The organism is Pseudomonas sp. LBUM1640 (assembly GCF_059716225.1).
The window spans coordinates 340,212-354,051 of the sequence record NZ_CP166816.1 but is presented as its reverse complement, the minus strand read 5'-3'; the positions used below and the strand labels follow the sequence as shown (position 1 = coordinate 354,051).

Annotated in this window: 14 protein-coding genes and 1 tRNA gene; 12 read left to right on the top strand and 3 right to left on the bottom strand. The window is 52.3% G+C overall.

Annotated elements, in window-relative coordinates:
- The first annotated feature begins 24 nt into the window (after positions 1-24).
- Positions 25-714, top strand: coding sequence for an ABC transporter permease (locus ACA065_RS01525; RefSeq protein WP_497695281.1), 690 nt, complete (start codon positions 25-27; stop codon positions 712-714).
- Positions 695-1,882: a methyltransferase gene (locus ACA065_RS01520; protein ID WP_497693027.1), complete on the top strand. Its 1,188-nt coding sequence runs from the start codon at positions 695-697 to the stop codon at positions 1,880-1,882. Before ACA065_RS01525 ends, ACA065_RS01520 begins: the two co-directional genes overlap by 20 nt.
- A 241-nt stretch (positions 1,883-2,123) precedes the next feature.
- Here ACA065_RS01520 and bcsQ (ACA065_RS01515) read toward each other — a convergent pair whose 3' ends face one another.
- Positions 2,124-3,023, bottom strand: coding sequence for a cellulose biosynthesis protein BcsQ (bcsQ, locus tag ACA065_RS01515; protein WP_497693026.1), 900 nt, complete (start codon positions 3,021-3,023; stop codon positions 2,124-2,126).
- A 168-nt stretch (positions 3,024-3,191) separates the two neighbouring features.
- Entirely contained in the window at positions 3,192-4,064 is an 873-nt protein-coding gene (gene bcsQ / locus ACA065_RS01510) for a cellulose biosynthesis protein BcsQ (protein ID WP_497693025.1), read from the bottom strand.
- Between the two features lie 444 nt (positions 4,065-4,508).
- On the opposite strand from bcsQ (ACA065_RS01510), the gene ACA065_RS01505 reads away from it, so the two are divergent.
- From ACA065_RS01505 to ACA065_RS01485, 5 genes are all read left to right on the top strand, one after another.
- Positions 4,509-4,736 (top strand): DUF2790 domain-containing protein, encoded by a 228-nt coding sequence (locus ACA065_RS01505; RefSeq protein WP_497693024.1) that lies wholly within the window; start codon positions 4,509-4,511, stop codon positions 4,734-4,736.
- Between the two features lie 126 nt (positions 4,737-4,862).
- Positions 4,863-4,938: transfer RNA gene (locus tag ACA065_RS01500), tRNA-Thr, on the top strand.
- 247 nt (positions 4,939-5,185) lie between these two features.
- Positions 5,186-5,494, top strand: a complete 309-nt coding sequence (locus tag ACA065_RS01495; RefSeq protein WP_177038479.1) for a hypothetical protein — start codon at positions 5,186-5,188, stop codon at positions 5,492-5,494.
- Between the two features lie 741 nt (positions 5,495-6,235).
- A complete protein-coding gene (locus ACA065_RS01490; protein ID WP_497693023.1) occupies positions 6,236-7,216 on the top strand; it encodes an integrase domain-containing protein in 981 nt (326 codons plus the stop codon).
- The gene (locus ACA065_RS01485) at positions 7,213-7,488 is read left to right on the top strand and encodes a hypothetical protein (protein WP_497693022.1); all 276 of its coding nucleotides are present in this window, start codon (positions 7,213-7,215) and stop codon (positions 7,486-7,488) included. Before ACA065_RS01490 ends, ACA065_RS01485 begins: the two co-directional genes overlap by 4 nt.
- Positions 7,489-7,633: 145 nt before the next feature.
- On the opposite strand, the gene ACA065_RS01480 is transcribed toward ACA065_RS01485, so the two are convergent.
- Positions 7,634-8,266: a Cap15 family cyclic dinucleotide receptor domain-containing protein gene (locus tag ACA065_RS01480; protein WP_497693021.1), complete on the bottom strand. Its 633-nt coding sequence runs from the start codon at positions 8,264-8,266 to the stop codon at positions 7,634-7,636.
- A gap of 298 nt (positions 8,267-8,564) precedes the next feature.
- On the opposite strand from ACA065_RS01480, the gene ACA065_RS01475 reads away from it, so the two are divergent.
- The 5 genes from ACA065_RS01475 (at position 8,565) to ACA065_RS01455 (ending at position 13,440) form a co-directional block, all read left to right on the top strand.
- Positions 8,565-9,740 (top strand): CBASS cGAMP synthase, encoded by a 1,176-nt coding sequence (locus ACA065_RS01475; protein ID WP_497693020.1) that lies wholly within the window; start codon positions 8,565-8,567, stop codon positions 9,738-9,740.
- A gap of 2 nt (positions 9,741-9,742) precedes the next feature.
- Positions 9,743-11,416: a ThiF family adenylyltransferase gene (locus ACA065_RS01470; RefSeq protein ID WP_078731131.1), complete on the top strand. Its 1,674-nt coding sequence runs from the start codon at positions 9,743-9,745 to the stop codon at positions 11,414-11,416.
- Positions 11,395-11,859 carry a Mov34/MPN/PAD-1 family protein gene (locus ACA065_RS01465; protein WP_497695280.1) on the top strand — a complete coding sequence of 155 codons (465 nt, stop codon included), beginning with the start codon at positions 11,395-11,397 and terminating at the stop codon, positions 11,857-11,859. Before ACA065_RS01470 ends, ACA065_RS01465 begins: the two co-directional genes overlap by 22 nt.
- A gap of 517 nt (positions 11,860-12,376) precedes the next feature.
- Positions 12,377-12,826: a mCpol domain-containing protein gene (locus ACA065_RS01460; RefSeq protein WP_244653321.1), complete on the top strand. Its 450-nt coding sequence runs from the start codon at positions 12,377-12,379 to the stop codon at positions 12,824-12,826.
- Positions 12,827-12,828: 2 nt separating this feature from the next.
- On the top strand, positions 12,829-13,440 hold the full coding sequence (locus ACA065_RS01455; protein WP_191950399.1) for a Cap15 family cyclic dinucleotide receptor domain-containing protein: 612 nt from the start codon (positions 12,829-12,831) through the stop codon (positions 13,438-13,440).
- Positions 13,441-13,840: the final 400 nt, after the last annotated feature.

The following is a 13,840-nucleotide window of genomic DNA, read 5'->3' as shown; positions in this document are numbered from 1 at the left end:
TGGCTGTCGCACTTCGACCTGGGCCTGAACTGGGCCGTGATCATCAAGTGGCTGCCCAAATTGGCCCAGGGCGCGACCCTGACCCTGGAACTGGTGGCCATCGCCGTAATTGCAGGCCTGCTGCTGGCGATTCCGCTGGGCATCGCCCGCTCCTCACGCCGCTGGTACGTGAGCGCCCTGCCCTACGCCTACATTTTCTTCTTCCGTGGCACGCCACTGCTGGTGCAATTGTTTCTGGTCTATTACGGCATGGCGCAGTTCGATGCCGTGCGCGAGAGCTTCATGTGGCCGTACCTGCGCGACCCGTTCTGGTGTGCCACTGCCACCATGACCCTGCACACCGCCGCCTACATCGCCGAGATCCTGCGCGGCGCGATCCAGGCCATCCCGCCGGGTGAAATCGAAGCGGCGCGCGCCCTGGGCATGTCCAAGCCCAAGACGCTGTTCTACATCATCCTGCCGCGCGCCTCGCGCATCGGCCTGCCGGCGTACAGCAACGAAGTGATCCTGATGCTCAAGGCCAGTGCCTTGGCCAGTACCGTGACCTTGCTGGAACTGACCGGCATGGCGCGGACCATCATCGCGCGCACTTACCTGCCGGTGGAGATCTTCTTCGCCGCCGGGCTGTTCTATCTGCTGATGGCCTACGTCTTGGTACGCGGCTTCAAACTGCTCGAACGCTGGCTGCGCGTCGATGCTTGCCAAGGTCGTTGAAGCACGCTTTGCGGCGCTGGATGCGTTTTTAATCGAGCACCAAGGGCTGTGGCGACCACGGCCCTTTACCCATCTGCATTTACCTTGGGAAACCGAGCATCCTGAGCTGGCCCATTGGCTGCGCCAGCGTTCGCTGGCCGATGCCGAAAACACTCACAACCGCCCCCATGACCTGCCGGCGCCTGCGCCTTTTCCACAGCTGGCCGAACAGGCGCTGCGGCTCAGTGCTGTGGATAAGTTACCGACACAGGCGCTGGAACCCGCTCGCCATCGGCTGAACGTCGACGTGCCGGGCCGCAAGTGGCAACAGATCGAAGCCTTCGGCGCCGCGCTGCATTTTGCGCAGACGCCCACGCATTGGCTGGATTGGTGCGCCGGCAAAGGCCATCTCGGTCGCCGCCTGTTGCAACCCGACCAGCATCTGACCTGCCTGGAACACGACCCGGCGCTGATCGCCTCCGGCCAGGCCTTGAGTGACCACCACAACTTACCCGCCAGCCATCGCCTGCAAGACGTGATGGCGGATGTGGCAATCAGCCCGGACCATACACCCGTCGCGCTGCACGCCTGCGGCGACCTGCACGTACGTCTGCTGCAACTGGCCAGCGCGGCCGGCTGCAAACAACTGGCGCTGGCGCCCTGTTGTTACAACCGCATCAGCGCCGACCGCTATCAAGCCTTGTCTAGCGCTGGGCGCGCGTCGCCACTTAAGCTGTCGATTGATGACCTGGGCCTGCCGCTGAGCGAAACCGTCACCGCCGGCAACCGTGTTCGCCAACAACGCGACACGTCCATGGCCCGGCGATTGGGCTTCGATCAATTGCAGCGACAATTGCGCGGTCTCGACGAGTACTTGCCCACGCCTTCCCTGCCCGCCAGTTGGCTGGGCAAAGCCTTCGCCGACTACTGCCAGGAGCTTGCAAACCTCAAAGGTTTATCCACAGGTGAGCAGGATTGGGTGGCGCTGGAGGCAAACGGCTGGCGGCGCCTGGCCGAAGTGCGAAACCTGGAGTTGGTACGCGGTTTGTTCAGGCGCCCACTGGAAATATGGCTGGTGTTGGATCGGGCACTTTTTTTGGTGGAACAGGGCTACAAGGTCGAGATAGGCAGCTTCTGCGAACCGGCGCTGACCCCGCGCAATTTGCTGGTGCTGGCCGAGCGCGATTAGAGGGCGAACTTTCCTACACGCGCCCTGTGGATAACTCTGTTGATGAAATCTTTACAGAAGCTGTAGTTATCAGCGCTAGAGGGCAAAAGGCACACTGGTCATTTTTTGTTCACAAAATAAAATGCACACAAAACAGGCAGTTGCAGCGTGTTGAGAACGGCTCCACAAAATGGCCGTTTCGTGACAGGCGCAACCAACCGATTGTGCATAAGCATCTGGCGTTAATCGTATAAACCGCGCTTTAGGCGGTTCTTTTCGGCGCCTTCAGCACCCGGCAAATCTCGTTGATATCGTCACTCGCCAAGCGTTTTTCCACGTTGTCCAACGGGTCGACGGCAAACGCCAACGCCTCGTTGATCGCCATATCGCGGTGCACCTCAAGCGGGGCTGTGCCGAGGCGCTGTTTGAAGGCATCCACCATGTCCAGGCTGAAGGGGTTGCTCTCATCCACCTGGTTGACGACCACCTGCACGGCCGGTGGGTTGTGGCCTTCAAGGTGTGGGGCGAGCAGCATATCCAGATGGTCCAAGGTGCCAAGGCACGCGGCATCGGCTTGTACAATCACCAACACCACATCGGCGACGTTGAGCGCTTGATGGAAATAGACGTTGTTACCGGCGGGGGTATCGATGATCACCGTCTGCCGCTCGCTCAGCCCCAAAGATGCGAGGCGTTGCGCCAGCCAGGTGGGCTCGTGCTTAAGCCAGCGCTCGAGGTTTTCCTGCTGCTGAATGTCGATATCGCCAAAGGTAATAACCTGGCAACCGGCGAAGCCGAGCTGCTGCAATGGGCTCCACTGCCCATGCTCCAGGCTGGTGCGGCCGATACCGGGCAACGCGGCACTGACGCCGAAGTGGTGGTGCAATGCATTTTGCGGGTCCAGGTCCAGCGCCACCACCGATTCGCCATGGCGCTGCAAGCCGCTGCTCAAGGCCGTGGCCAAGGTGCTGCGGCCGACACCGCCATTCATCGACACCAACGCCACCACTTTGGGGCGCAGCGCGGCGACATCGGCCGGTTGGGATTGGGTGTTTTCGTTAGCAGGCACGCTGCCAAAAAAGTGCATGCGCGCGTTAATGCCGTGGGCATCATGGGTGACGTTCTTGCCGAACAACGCCAGAAGTTCTTCGCTCAGGCTCATAGCCAGCTCCTCACGACGCAGCGTAAAGACGTGAAGGTCGGCAAGCAGGCGCTTACCGCAGGTCTTATTGTGGGCGTCTCAGTGACGCATTCTGTGACAGGTGCGGCAAAGTGTCATTATTTTGATGTTTTTACTGGATGCTTTTTAGACAAGCGGTAAATAGTCAAATTAATGGCCATTCGTGGTTTGACGCAGGAGCACCCTAAGGGCACGGCACAACGCGTTCACGTCCTGGCTGCCAACGCTGTCGAGCGCAGGGTCGAGTGGGTCGCTGCCATAAGCCTGCGCCTCACTGAACGAAGGGTCACGGCGCACGCTGCCTAACACCGCGTCACCCAGGCGCAGTTTGAACACGGCGGCCATGTCCTGGCTGAAAGCGTGGCCGCCATCGACTTGGTTGATCACGTAAAACCGTTGTGGGGGCGATTCATTGGCAAAGTAGGGCGCGAGCACCTCGTCCATCTTCGCCAAGCGCCGAAACGAAGCCGCATCCGGCTGAACCACCACCAGCACCATATCCGCCATGGACATGGCCTGGCTCAGGTAAACCGTGTTGCCCGCCGGCACGTCGATAACCACCGTGTCTTGCCCATTCAGCCCGAGCCCGGCCAGACGCTTGCTGAGAAATTCGAGGTCCTGACCCAGCCAGCGGTTCAGGCTCTGTTGCTGCACTGGGTCGGTCTCGCCAAAAGCGACAACCCGGCACCCGGCGAAACCCCGTTTGGGCAAGGCTTGCCAGGTTTGGTTGAGCAGGCTGGTGGCGCCCAAGCCGGGCAGATCAACCCCCGGGCACAAGTGATAACGCAGCGCGTTTTGCGGGTCCAGGTCCAACGCCAGCGCCGGATGCCCCTGACGCTGCAAACCACTGGCAATGGCTGCCGCCAACGTGCTGCGCCCCACCCCACCCGTGGCAGAAACCACCACCACAACCTTGGGCGCCGATGCATGCGAATACACCACGCCACGCGGGCCTTCTACCACCTCGGGCGGGTGAACAGGTTGCGTAGCCTCTTGGTTCAGCTGATCCAATAAACGCTGCAAGGGCTCAGCCACCCGCGGCTCACTCAAAGAGTGCGCACCTAGCGCGGCGTATAGTTTTGAAATGTGATCTGCACGCCCCACAGACTGCTCCTCCCTTTTGAACCCTGATTAAATGAGGGCCGCATTGTGTGATATCACAATGATGGTGTCAGTATTTTGGTGTTTGTAACGAAATGCTTTCAGATGAGTGGCATGTCGCCAATTTTATGGCCTAACACCTGCCCGCAGATATCTACTTTGAAAACAATGCACTAACCCATTCCTGCGCATTTTTTGATCAGCCCCGCCGCATTACCCTCGACCGAGAGGCATCTTCGTATCAGCGAGTACATACACCCACACGCAATACACAACGAAACAAAACCCAAGCCCCGCGACACAGCCCAGATACCTCACAGGCATTCAATGGCCTCACCCATCATTGAAGCCCCAGAGGCCACCCCCATGAACCCGAACAACTGGAAAACCCTCATCGTCGCCAGCCTGCTTGCCTTCACGGTCACCGCCCATGCCGACGCCAAGCCTGACATCCAGCGTGTGATATCAACCACCGAAGACGCCCGCTCAGGCTGCGGCATAGTGAATGCGCAGATGACGTATCTGGATTCAAAGGGCCAGACACAGGTGCTGAAGTACATGAAATTTACCGCCGACTGCGGCGACGGAAATTGAGCTGATTTGCAGCCCTTGAGACGACGAAAAAGCGGTGATCGCAAAAAAACCTTCACTTCTGCAAAAATAGTCAGAATTCAGGGGTTTACAGAAGCTTGCCAATCGCTATAATCGTCGCCCTAACACGCCGGTATAGCTCAGTTGGTAGAGCAACTGACTTGTAATCAGTAGGTCCCGGGTTCGACTCCTGGTGCCGGCACCATACGCAGTATCAAAAAAGGCTCACCGCAAGGTGGGCCTTTTTTGTTTTCCTATTTTCATAATTTCGCTCACACCAGCATCCAAATGCTGCGTGCCACCCCAATTCCGGTCACTAGCCATTCATAAGCGCTAACGAACCGCGCTTAGAGCGCGATATCAAAATGATGGCTTTTTTGTAGCTCGTCTAGTTATTCTCTATCCGATTTGGCGAGCGTCCCGCTCGCTGTCACAAGGACGAGTAAACGCTGATGAGCATTGCGCAACACGAACTAAAAGAGATGAATCAACTGCTGGAAAGCGGCGTTAACATCTCGGAAATCGCAATGAGATATCCAAGTTATGAGTACTGGGAAATCTACGGAAGCGTGAAAGACTTCAGCTTGCTCGGTAAGAAACGGATCATTACCAACCGCCTTAACACCCTGCGCAATAGCGCCACCAAGGCAGAGCGCTCGGACTTGATTGACGAAATCGACACATTGATTACCGAAATGTACAACCTGACTAAAAGTAATGGAAAAAAGCTGGTGGACATCAGTAAGGTTCTGAATCGCTGATCAGCCGAAAACTATAACGGGTTACTGTTGAAGCTTAGCGTGGGTGAGGAAAACGCCCCCAGAGATGCGGCTTTGGCAGCAACCCAGGTAGCCAGAACCTTCAAGACTCCCCCCACACCGTGTGGTTCTCCAAAGTGCGATTAGCGTCCGGCGGCTCGCACGGTCACAGCGATGTGATGGATGCCTACTTTTTCCAGTGTGCCCACTGCGGCAACTCATCCCCTTTCATAACTGCCCTGCAGCAACCTATCCCCTTGGCCATTCCCGTGCGCCAACCTGCGCCCGTCTCTTTCTCCCGGAAAGAGACGGGCGCTCCTACCGCTGCTGCAGCCCAACTCGTACAAGGCTTTGCGGCATTTCCCCTCGTGACAATCGGCGGGACAAACACCGAAGTCACCAGCAACAGCGATGCAGATGATGGTGCCGCAGCCCAAGGAATGGACTGCACCTGACTGACAGTCAGGCATGCCCCGGTCATCGCATTACTGCCTTCACGTGACTCAGGATCTCGCGGTGCCGGTCTCGTCAACCGGCGCAGCCTCCACCCGCCCACTTCTTTGGAAGTGTCCAGGAGGCCAGATCATGAGGTGCCCAAGCTCCCGGTCGTAAAGAGCCGCCAGTCCCGCGCTAGTGGACAACCCTCACAGGCCGCAGGGGCCTTGATCCCTGATAACACTCAACATCCGTGGCGGGATGACGTGGGGATGGTTTCGAAGGTTTGGCCTCGAGAGGAATATGGTCATGGGATTAGTAGCTAGACGGGATGGGCGCAATTTTGGCTATGGCCGGCAACTGAGCTATGCAGGACCGCATGCACTGAGAGACCTGTTTGGCGGCGGGCATTACGGCACGGTCAAGGCGCACAGTGATCGGTGGCAAGCGTTTGTACGCTGGTGTCGGTCGGAGGAAGGGCCGGGGTTTAACGATGCGCGGCAAATTAATTGGCAGACCTTGCTGGACTACGCCGGACATCTGCGTCAGCAAGTTGAACAAGGTGAGCTCGCCATAGCCACCGCGCTAAACCGGTTGTCTAGCGTGAACCGGACCCTCGCAGCGCTTCGCGGTGATCAGCATGTGAAAGTGCCGAGTCCGAGCAAGGCGCTGGGAATGCGGCGCACCAGCGTTCGTTGCTCGGTGCCGCAAGGCCAAGACTACGAACACGTGAAGCGGATCGTAGAGGTGCTTTGCGAACACCAGCAGCCGCGCGCTGCGGCCATCGCTCAGTTAACGCGAGCCACAGGCATGCGCTTACGCGAGGCCATTTTGGCCGACCTACCACGCCTAAAACGTGAGGCCGAACAGTACGGCAAGATCAACATCCAGGATGGCACCAAAGGTGGCCGTTCAGGTGCCTCGGCACCTCGCTGGATTACGGCAGATGATCATATTCGTGACGCCCTGAGGTTTGCCGAACAGATCTCGCCCGACGGTAGTCGCAACCTGCTTGCACCGAACGAAAGCTACCTCGATTTCCAACAGCGAATCGTGCGACCCGCACGGGACATCCTCCATAAGCACAACGTCAAAGGCTTCCACGAATTGCGGGCGGCCTATGCTTGCGAGCGCTATGAGCAAATCACCCATCATCCCGCGCCCGTCAACGGTGGCCGTTGCTATCAACTCGACCGACGGCTAGATAAGGATGCACGAGTGCAAATCAGCGATGAACTCGGGCACGGTCGTATCGATGTAGTATCGGCTTACATTGGTGGTCGAGCATGAGTGAGCCATTCGATATGGAGTTGTTCCTGGCGGGCTTCCTGGCCGGGTCGCATACCACACGCCAACGCCATCTTCGTCAGGCGAAGACTATTCAAACAGCAATCGCTGAGCGTTGGCACCGCGACAATCCATGGACTTGGCAAAGAAAACATCTGGCGTGGTTTTTGAATCACCACCTAAACCAGCACACTGAATCGACGCACTATTACTACTTACTGACCGTGCAATTGATCACTCATCGCCTAGGAAAACCCTGGCGGCTCAAGCAATAAACGAAACTCAGAATTTATTTTTCGACACTAACTTAAAATGGTTCTAATAAGTGAACTATACCCGAGGCTCATTCCAATTAATTATTCTAGAAAGAATTGTTCTCCTTTCGTAAATGGCCTCGACTTGCTCTAACTACCTGGTGATTTATGCGGACTTCCTTCGAAAAGTCATTCTTCCAAATGTTGGACGACCATGACCGTTAAAATACTCACCCGATCCAGATGTCAAACTTTTATCGAAAAGTATATTGGCAAAACCAACATGACTTCGGAGCTCCGCTTGATCTGCATACGGATCATTTCTGTAGTTGTATAACAACCGAAACCCGTCTGCTTCGTCGTAAACAAGGGCAGCAGCTATACTATTAGATCCCGACTGGGCGGTTCTCAGTCGAACTCTAATCTTGTCCCAAGTCTGACATATTGTAACATCTGCATCCCACTCATACCGAATCTGGCCTTCGTCATTTATGGTTTGTCCTGTACAGCCCCACTCGCCCGACAAATTTGGCACCTTCAACCATTTAGATGCGTATCCCCACCTCCAAATAAACTTGTCAAAAAGCATATATAGAAGTGAAAAAACTGCGCCAGCGCCCACCAATGACAAAGCAGTTGGAGGCAAGTTAACCGGTATTCCAAACTTCTCAGCCAGATCGACCGCAGATAAAACTGAAAAAACGATCAGTCCAGAAACAGCGCTGGCAGCAAGGCTGATGTAGCGACCTATGAAGGCACGATTTACCCCACCTAGCAGCGCGTACTCGTGATTATGCACTGGATTTTTACTCCATAAAAAGAACCCGAATGGCTAAGGTACGCATACGCCGAAAACCTTCACACCAGCCCCCACATGTTTGAAGACTAGCGGAACATTTCCAAGCAAAAACGCCCCCAGCGGATACATAAACCTATGGCCCACAAAGGGATATTTAGGCTAGAACTGCAATCGGCTCTCTCACCGATTAAAGGTCATCTAGGGCAAAAAAATGCCCCCAAAACCCTCTATGTAGTGTTGGACAGCTAGTGCCATCACAGCATATAGTGGATCCAATCTCACCTCAAGGGTCGGTAGCATGCCTAAATTTAACCTGCACAGCCTGCTTCGAAGCACCATTCATGAAGATACCTACCTAGCTCGATTGACGCTGGAGGATGAGGATCGTACCGAAATGCAGAGCGCTCGCACTCAAATCCGTAGCAGGTTGAGAGATCGCCTTCCCCGCGTCCTTCAAAAGGAGCTGAAGTCAGACGAAAAAGTACGGAGCCCGCGCTTCTTTACACAGGGCTCCTGGGCCTACAAAACTTTGAATGCTCCTTGTAGATCTCCTCAGCAGGCAGACCTAGATGATGGTGCTTACCTCCCTTTTAGCTACCTTGAGCAGGAACCGCCTTCTGTAGTGAGCGCGGCGCTTTTCAATAGTGTTGAAAAAGTACTTCGCGAACTCGCCGACGAGACCGAAGGCTGGACGCTTTTTGATGACAATCCGAATTGCACCCGATTGGAAATCGCGCCAGATAAACATATTGACGTTCCCGTCTATAGCATCCCTGACTTTGAATTTGAAAAATTGAGGGAGGCCCGCTGCGCAATGCTCGACAGCCTCGGAATGGAGGCATTAGCGCTAGTCCAAAGCCCGGAAGATGACAACTGGGACTTGATGCCTACTCATGGTGTCCTTATGGCAACAAAAGATCGTGGTTGGCGAGATAATGACCCGCGCCCCGTAAAAGAATGGGTAGACAATGAAGTCAGCCTGAAGTCGGAGCAGCTTCGATATACAATGCGTTATCTCAAAGGTTGGCGCGACCATCAGACATGGGAGAATGGTGATCCTAAGTCAATTCTGCTCATGGTGGCAGCCGCAAAGGCTTTTGATACCCAAGTACATGCACGCGATGACCTCGCTTTGTTAGATGTAGTTAAGAAGTTACCAGCCATTCTTGCTGGAAAACTAATTAATCCTACCACGGCCACCAAACCTGACGGAGAACAAGAAGACCTGGCGAAGAGGCTTGACGATGACGGTATTCGGGGCGACGTTATTGAACGTTTCAAAACTTTGGCAAAAAAAATAGAGGATGCGCTAGAGAACAGCGCTACTCCGCAAGAGGCTTGCAATTTACTCATCTCCGAATTTGGGTCGCGCATACCAAATGACCCGAAAAGGGTAGTTGTTGAAACGGTCAAATCCTCCGCAGCTCAGAAAACTCCGGCCATTTTGCCAATTGGTAATAGAACATCTGGATAAATATGGATCTCAGCGACGTACATTCTGCACTCAGGGGGCGGGGGTTTGAGCTTTTAACTAGCTCCCCGTTCCCTATATATACTGGTAACTTGTCGGCAAAAGGAGTAGATATTGCCGCTAAGGTTTACATCCCGGATCGGTCACTGGTTTCATTACCCATAATTCAAATTCTTCAGCGACCTGTAAACTTCCCTAAAGCCTGCGCCCATATGAGCAGCGACGGGTTTCTTTGTTATATAGGTAAAGATCAAGCCCACCTACCACGGGACAATCTAGGCGCAGGAGTGTTGGGGTGCTTGGCACTTGCAGAAAAATTAATTGTTCGAACAATTGACAATGAAACATTGATCGACACACAAGATGAATTTCCTGCGTACTGGGCAGGCCTGGATATACTTCTAGACCTATCGAAAGATATCCGACCCGGGCTCCACGACGATATTTGTATAGCTGAATTACCGAAAATCAATGATCGGAATCACTCGATCTGGATCATGGGAAAAGGTGATGTAGATTTTATAAATAGATATGAACCCTGGGATGCAAAAAAACTTTTCTCCGAAGTTTTGCTCAGAGTAGTTGATATAAAATCGCCATTGGGTGCGATCCCAGTGGATTGGCCACCAAAGAACTTAAAATCCTTATCTGACTGGTTGGCGACCATTGACCACGCTGGAAAAAATGGACTATTAGAAGCATTAAAGGACTCATTCAAGGCACGCCGAAACATTATATTCCTTTTAATTCGTGCAACTAATACTTCTTGTGCAGTATTTTTAGATCTAAACCTCGCACGAAATATTGTAAAAACCAGCTCTCCCGAAAGATTCATGCGAACAGTAATAAAACGATACGCAAAAAACGTTGAAGTTAAACGGTTCACGCCAATACCGACAGACCCGGAATCATGGATCTCTCGTAATGTCACAGAAGATGTAATTGGCTTGGCCAGCAAGAACATTGTATTGGTTGGTTGTGGTGCGATTGGAGGTTTTCTTGCAGACTTGTTAGCCAAACAAGGAGCCGGCTTTCTGGGCGGCCGTCTATTATTGGTAGATAATGACTATCTTTCCGTGGGAAATATTGGCAGACATTATTTGGGTTTTGGCCAAATCGGAGAAGTCAAATCTCACTCACTAAAACGAGATCTAATTAAAAAGTACCCAGCAATAAATCTAGCTTCTTCTAGTACACGGGTGAAAGACCTCGTTATTCTAAAGCAGGCTGACTTGATTATTGATGCGACAGGCAGTCCAGGTTTTTCGCAGTTTCTAAGCGAATCAAAAGTCTCTCATGAGCTCCCACCCATAATTTTTTCCTGGGTTGTAGGCACAGGATGCGGCGCTCAAGCCTACCTTATGGACGATGAAGCTCAAGCATGTTTGCATTGTTTGGATTTTGCACAGCCAGGGGCATCGCTCTCGGTAATGCGCGCTGGTTATGAGTTAAAATTCAAACATCTGGGATCTTGCGGAGAGTGGCTTGTCCCATTTTCTGTACCGGCTGCAACTCATGCAGCGGCTCTAGCTGCTGACTTAGCTTTGGCCTGGGCACGAGGCAAGCCGAACCCTACATTCAGAAGTATAACCATTGATCATGAGCAGGGTAAACTCGTCAAACCCAATTCCCCAAAAAGAAGAGCACATTGCCCAATATGCAGCCGAAATCATTCATAGCGGTAGAGTGGGGAAATCTTGTTCTTATCCCCAACCGACTTATCATCGAGATGGAAAAACATAAACAACTAAAATCTCATGACACCGAAGCCGGCGGCATAATCATCGGAAAGCGAAGATCTCACAACCTAGAGGCCGTAAGTCTTACTGCACCTCAATGTTCTGATTCCAGGTCTCGATTTAGATTTGATCGTCGGGAAGGCGGCCATGAAGCAGTCCTCGAAGAGCAATGGGTGCTTAGCAAAGGTGAAGACAATTATTTAGGCGAATGGCACACTCATCCTGAAGACCACCCCATACCTTCCGGGACCGATTTACGCACCTGGAAAACAATGATCCGAGAACACGGCATTACACTGCTGCTTATAATAATTGGTCGAAAATCAAACTACTACGCGCTAGCTTCTAAATTTGGAATTTGTCAGCTGACAGAAATTCAATAGCCTGTCGATACCACCTACATTTCATTTGTAAATAGCATCAAATAAATTTCCAACCTGTACGACAGGGCAACCCTCAATTGCGCAGGGGTTGAATCGCTTTTACTTTCGTAGAAACATCGACTGGTTTATTTTAGCTAATTACTGCCTATCGCGCAGGTCAGAAGTTAACGCATTGTTACTGTTAGCCACTACACGCCAACCCGCCAAATTGGAGGATCAATCAACAAAAACTACGCCATCACCAACGTTATCAGGTCTCTCACCTACCAGTGCAAGGCGGGCTCTTCACCAACTCCAAAACCAAGCTTGGGATTAATGGCGAGAAAGTTTAATATATAGTCGACATGCGCTCTGACTTGTGGGTCCAGCGTCATGAAGCCGAGCCGGTATGCACTAATTGACGTCCTCACGGCAGTGGCGCCTGTGGCAATGAGCCACTTACTGATAGTTGCGGTTCTACACCAGGCCTCAAGGGAAGCCTCAACGCTGGCCAGCCCTGCACCTGCCTGACCTATTGATGGCGGATCCGCTACCTCAGCTACAGCCAAGAGGCCCCATCATCATGCTACTATGCCATCCAGACTCAGCGCAGCGCGTGGTGAATATGAAGTTCGTTACTATTGATGGCGATGATATTGGGCAGAAAATCACATCGGCATATTTGACTAATAATGCGAAAGAACTCGTTCGAGTTAACGATCTCGTTCAAGAAAAAACACAATCTATCGCATATTTTCTAAAATCCCAAGGCTTCGAAATACTTTTCTGTGCTGCGGACGGCGTCGCAGGATCTATCTGCTCAGAGTTTGATAAAAATATAATATTTTCCCAGATCAAGAAAATTGCAGAGCAAGAAATTTCTTTTTCCGTCGGCGTTGGAACGACACTGAGAGAGGCCTACATCGCTTTACTTTCTGCTAAGAGTAGTGGCAAAGGACGATTACATGACTTCAGCGACATGGAATAAAAATGTTTAGAATAATAAACTTCAACATAATTATTAAAATTCTTGTAATTGGCACTGCGTTAATAAGCATTGCTGCCTATCTGGTCTGGAAACGATGGGATTCTGAACTGCCGCTGCTTAGTTTAGCCAAAATTGCTCCATGGGCTGCGTTTGCTGTTATTTTTTTGCTTACAAAGAATTTTTTCGCCCGCCGTATTTGGAAAGTCGCGAAGATGTTCTACAGGGATCTCTTTCCAGATTTAAACGGAATTTGGGACGGAGAAATAATTATTTCAGAAACGCAATCAATACCTGCTCGCGCGATCATTCGACAATCTTTTATACGAATGCAGATCGACATTCATACCGAAACTTCGAAATCCGTCACGCTAGAAACGACGCCGACCATTGAATTTGATCAGTGCAAAATCTACTACCACTACCGGGCGATCCCTAAAAACCCTATGTGGGACGAATACAGAGGTTTTACAACTTTCGATATTCGCACCGTTACCACAGGTTCTCACGATTCTCTCGAAATTTCAGGAGCGTATTTTACGAGTCGACAGTCCGTTGGACGAGTTAGGTTCCGCCAGATCAGTCGCGATGCCTCAGGCGACGTCTCGTATTATTAGTGAATCGCCCAAAGTTTCCTTTACAAATTTGAATGGAAATTTTTTAGCGGAAGGCGAGCCTGGATTGAATATTCACAAGCCGATTTCTACCTATCTGTACGCGGCGGGCATCGACAACGCTCGCACTCAGGAGGTTTACCATTTCGTATCCGGTACTGAGTAATTTGCCTACAAGGCGACAACGTCGCTGACATCTCGAAAATCCCGAGTTCGATTCCACTGGACGCCATAACTAGCTGATTTTTTTATAGTTACTAGTTGGGGTACGTCAAATTTTCCACCAAATTCCAGACCCGCAGAAAACCTAGCCCCGCCGATAGCTACCGTTCGTCTGGTGCCGGCACCATATAAGACGAAGCCCTCACAGCAATGTGAGGGCTTTGTTGTTTCTGGGTATCTG

Bases quoted from the DNA above. Each gene is read 5' to 3' on its own strand.
- ACA065_RS01490 (WP_497693023.1), top strand. From the start codon at position 6,236: ATGGGATTAGTAGCTAGACGGGATGGGCGCAATTTTGGCTATGGCCGG.
- ACA065_RS01495 (WP_177038479.1), top strand. From the start codon at position 5,186: ATGAGCATTGCGCAACACGAACTAAAAGAGATGAATCAACTGCTGGAA.
- bcsQ (WP_497693026.1), bottom strand. From the start codon at position 3,023: ATGAGCCTGAGCGAAGAACTTCTGGCGTTGTTCGGCAAGAACGTCACC.
- ACA065_RS01460 (WP_244653321.1), top strand. From the start codon at position 12,377: ATGGCGGATCCGCTACCTCAGCTACAGCCAAGAGGCCCCATCATCATG.
- ACA065_RS01520 (WP_497693027.1), top strand. From the start codon at position 695: ATGCTTGCCAAGGTCGTTGAAGCACGCTTTGCGGCGCTGGATGCGTTT.
- ACA065_RS01475 (WP_497693020.1), top strand. From the start codon at position 8,565: ATGCCTAAATTTAACCTGCACAGCCTGCTTCGAAGCACCATTCATGAA.
- ACA065_RS01485 (WP_497693022.1), top strand. From the start codon at position 7,213: ATGAGTGAGCCATTCGATATGGAGTTGTTCCTGGCGGGCTTCCTGGCC.
- ACA065_RS01455 (WP_191950399.1), top strand. From the start codon at position 12,829: ATGTTTAGAATAATAAACTTCAACATAATTATTAAAATTCTTGTAATT.
- ACA065_RS01470 (WP_078731131.1), top strand. From the start codon at position 9,743: ATGGATCTCAGCGACGTACATTCTGCACTCAGGGGGCGGGGGTTTGAG.
- ACA065_RS01465 (WP_497695280.1), top strand. From the start codon at position 11,395: ATGCAGCCGAAATCATTCATAGCGGTAGAGTGGGGAAATCTTGTTCTT.
- ACA065_RS01505 (WP_497693024.1), top strand. From the start codon at position 4,509: ATGAACCCGAACAACTGGAAAACCCTCATCGTCGCCAGCCTGCTTGCC.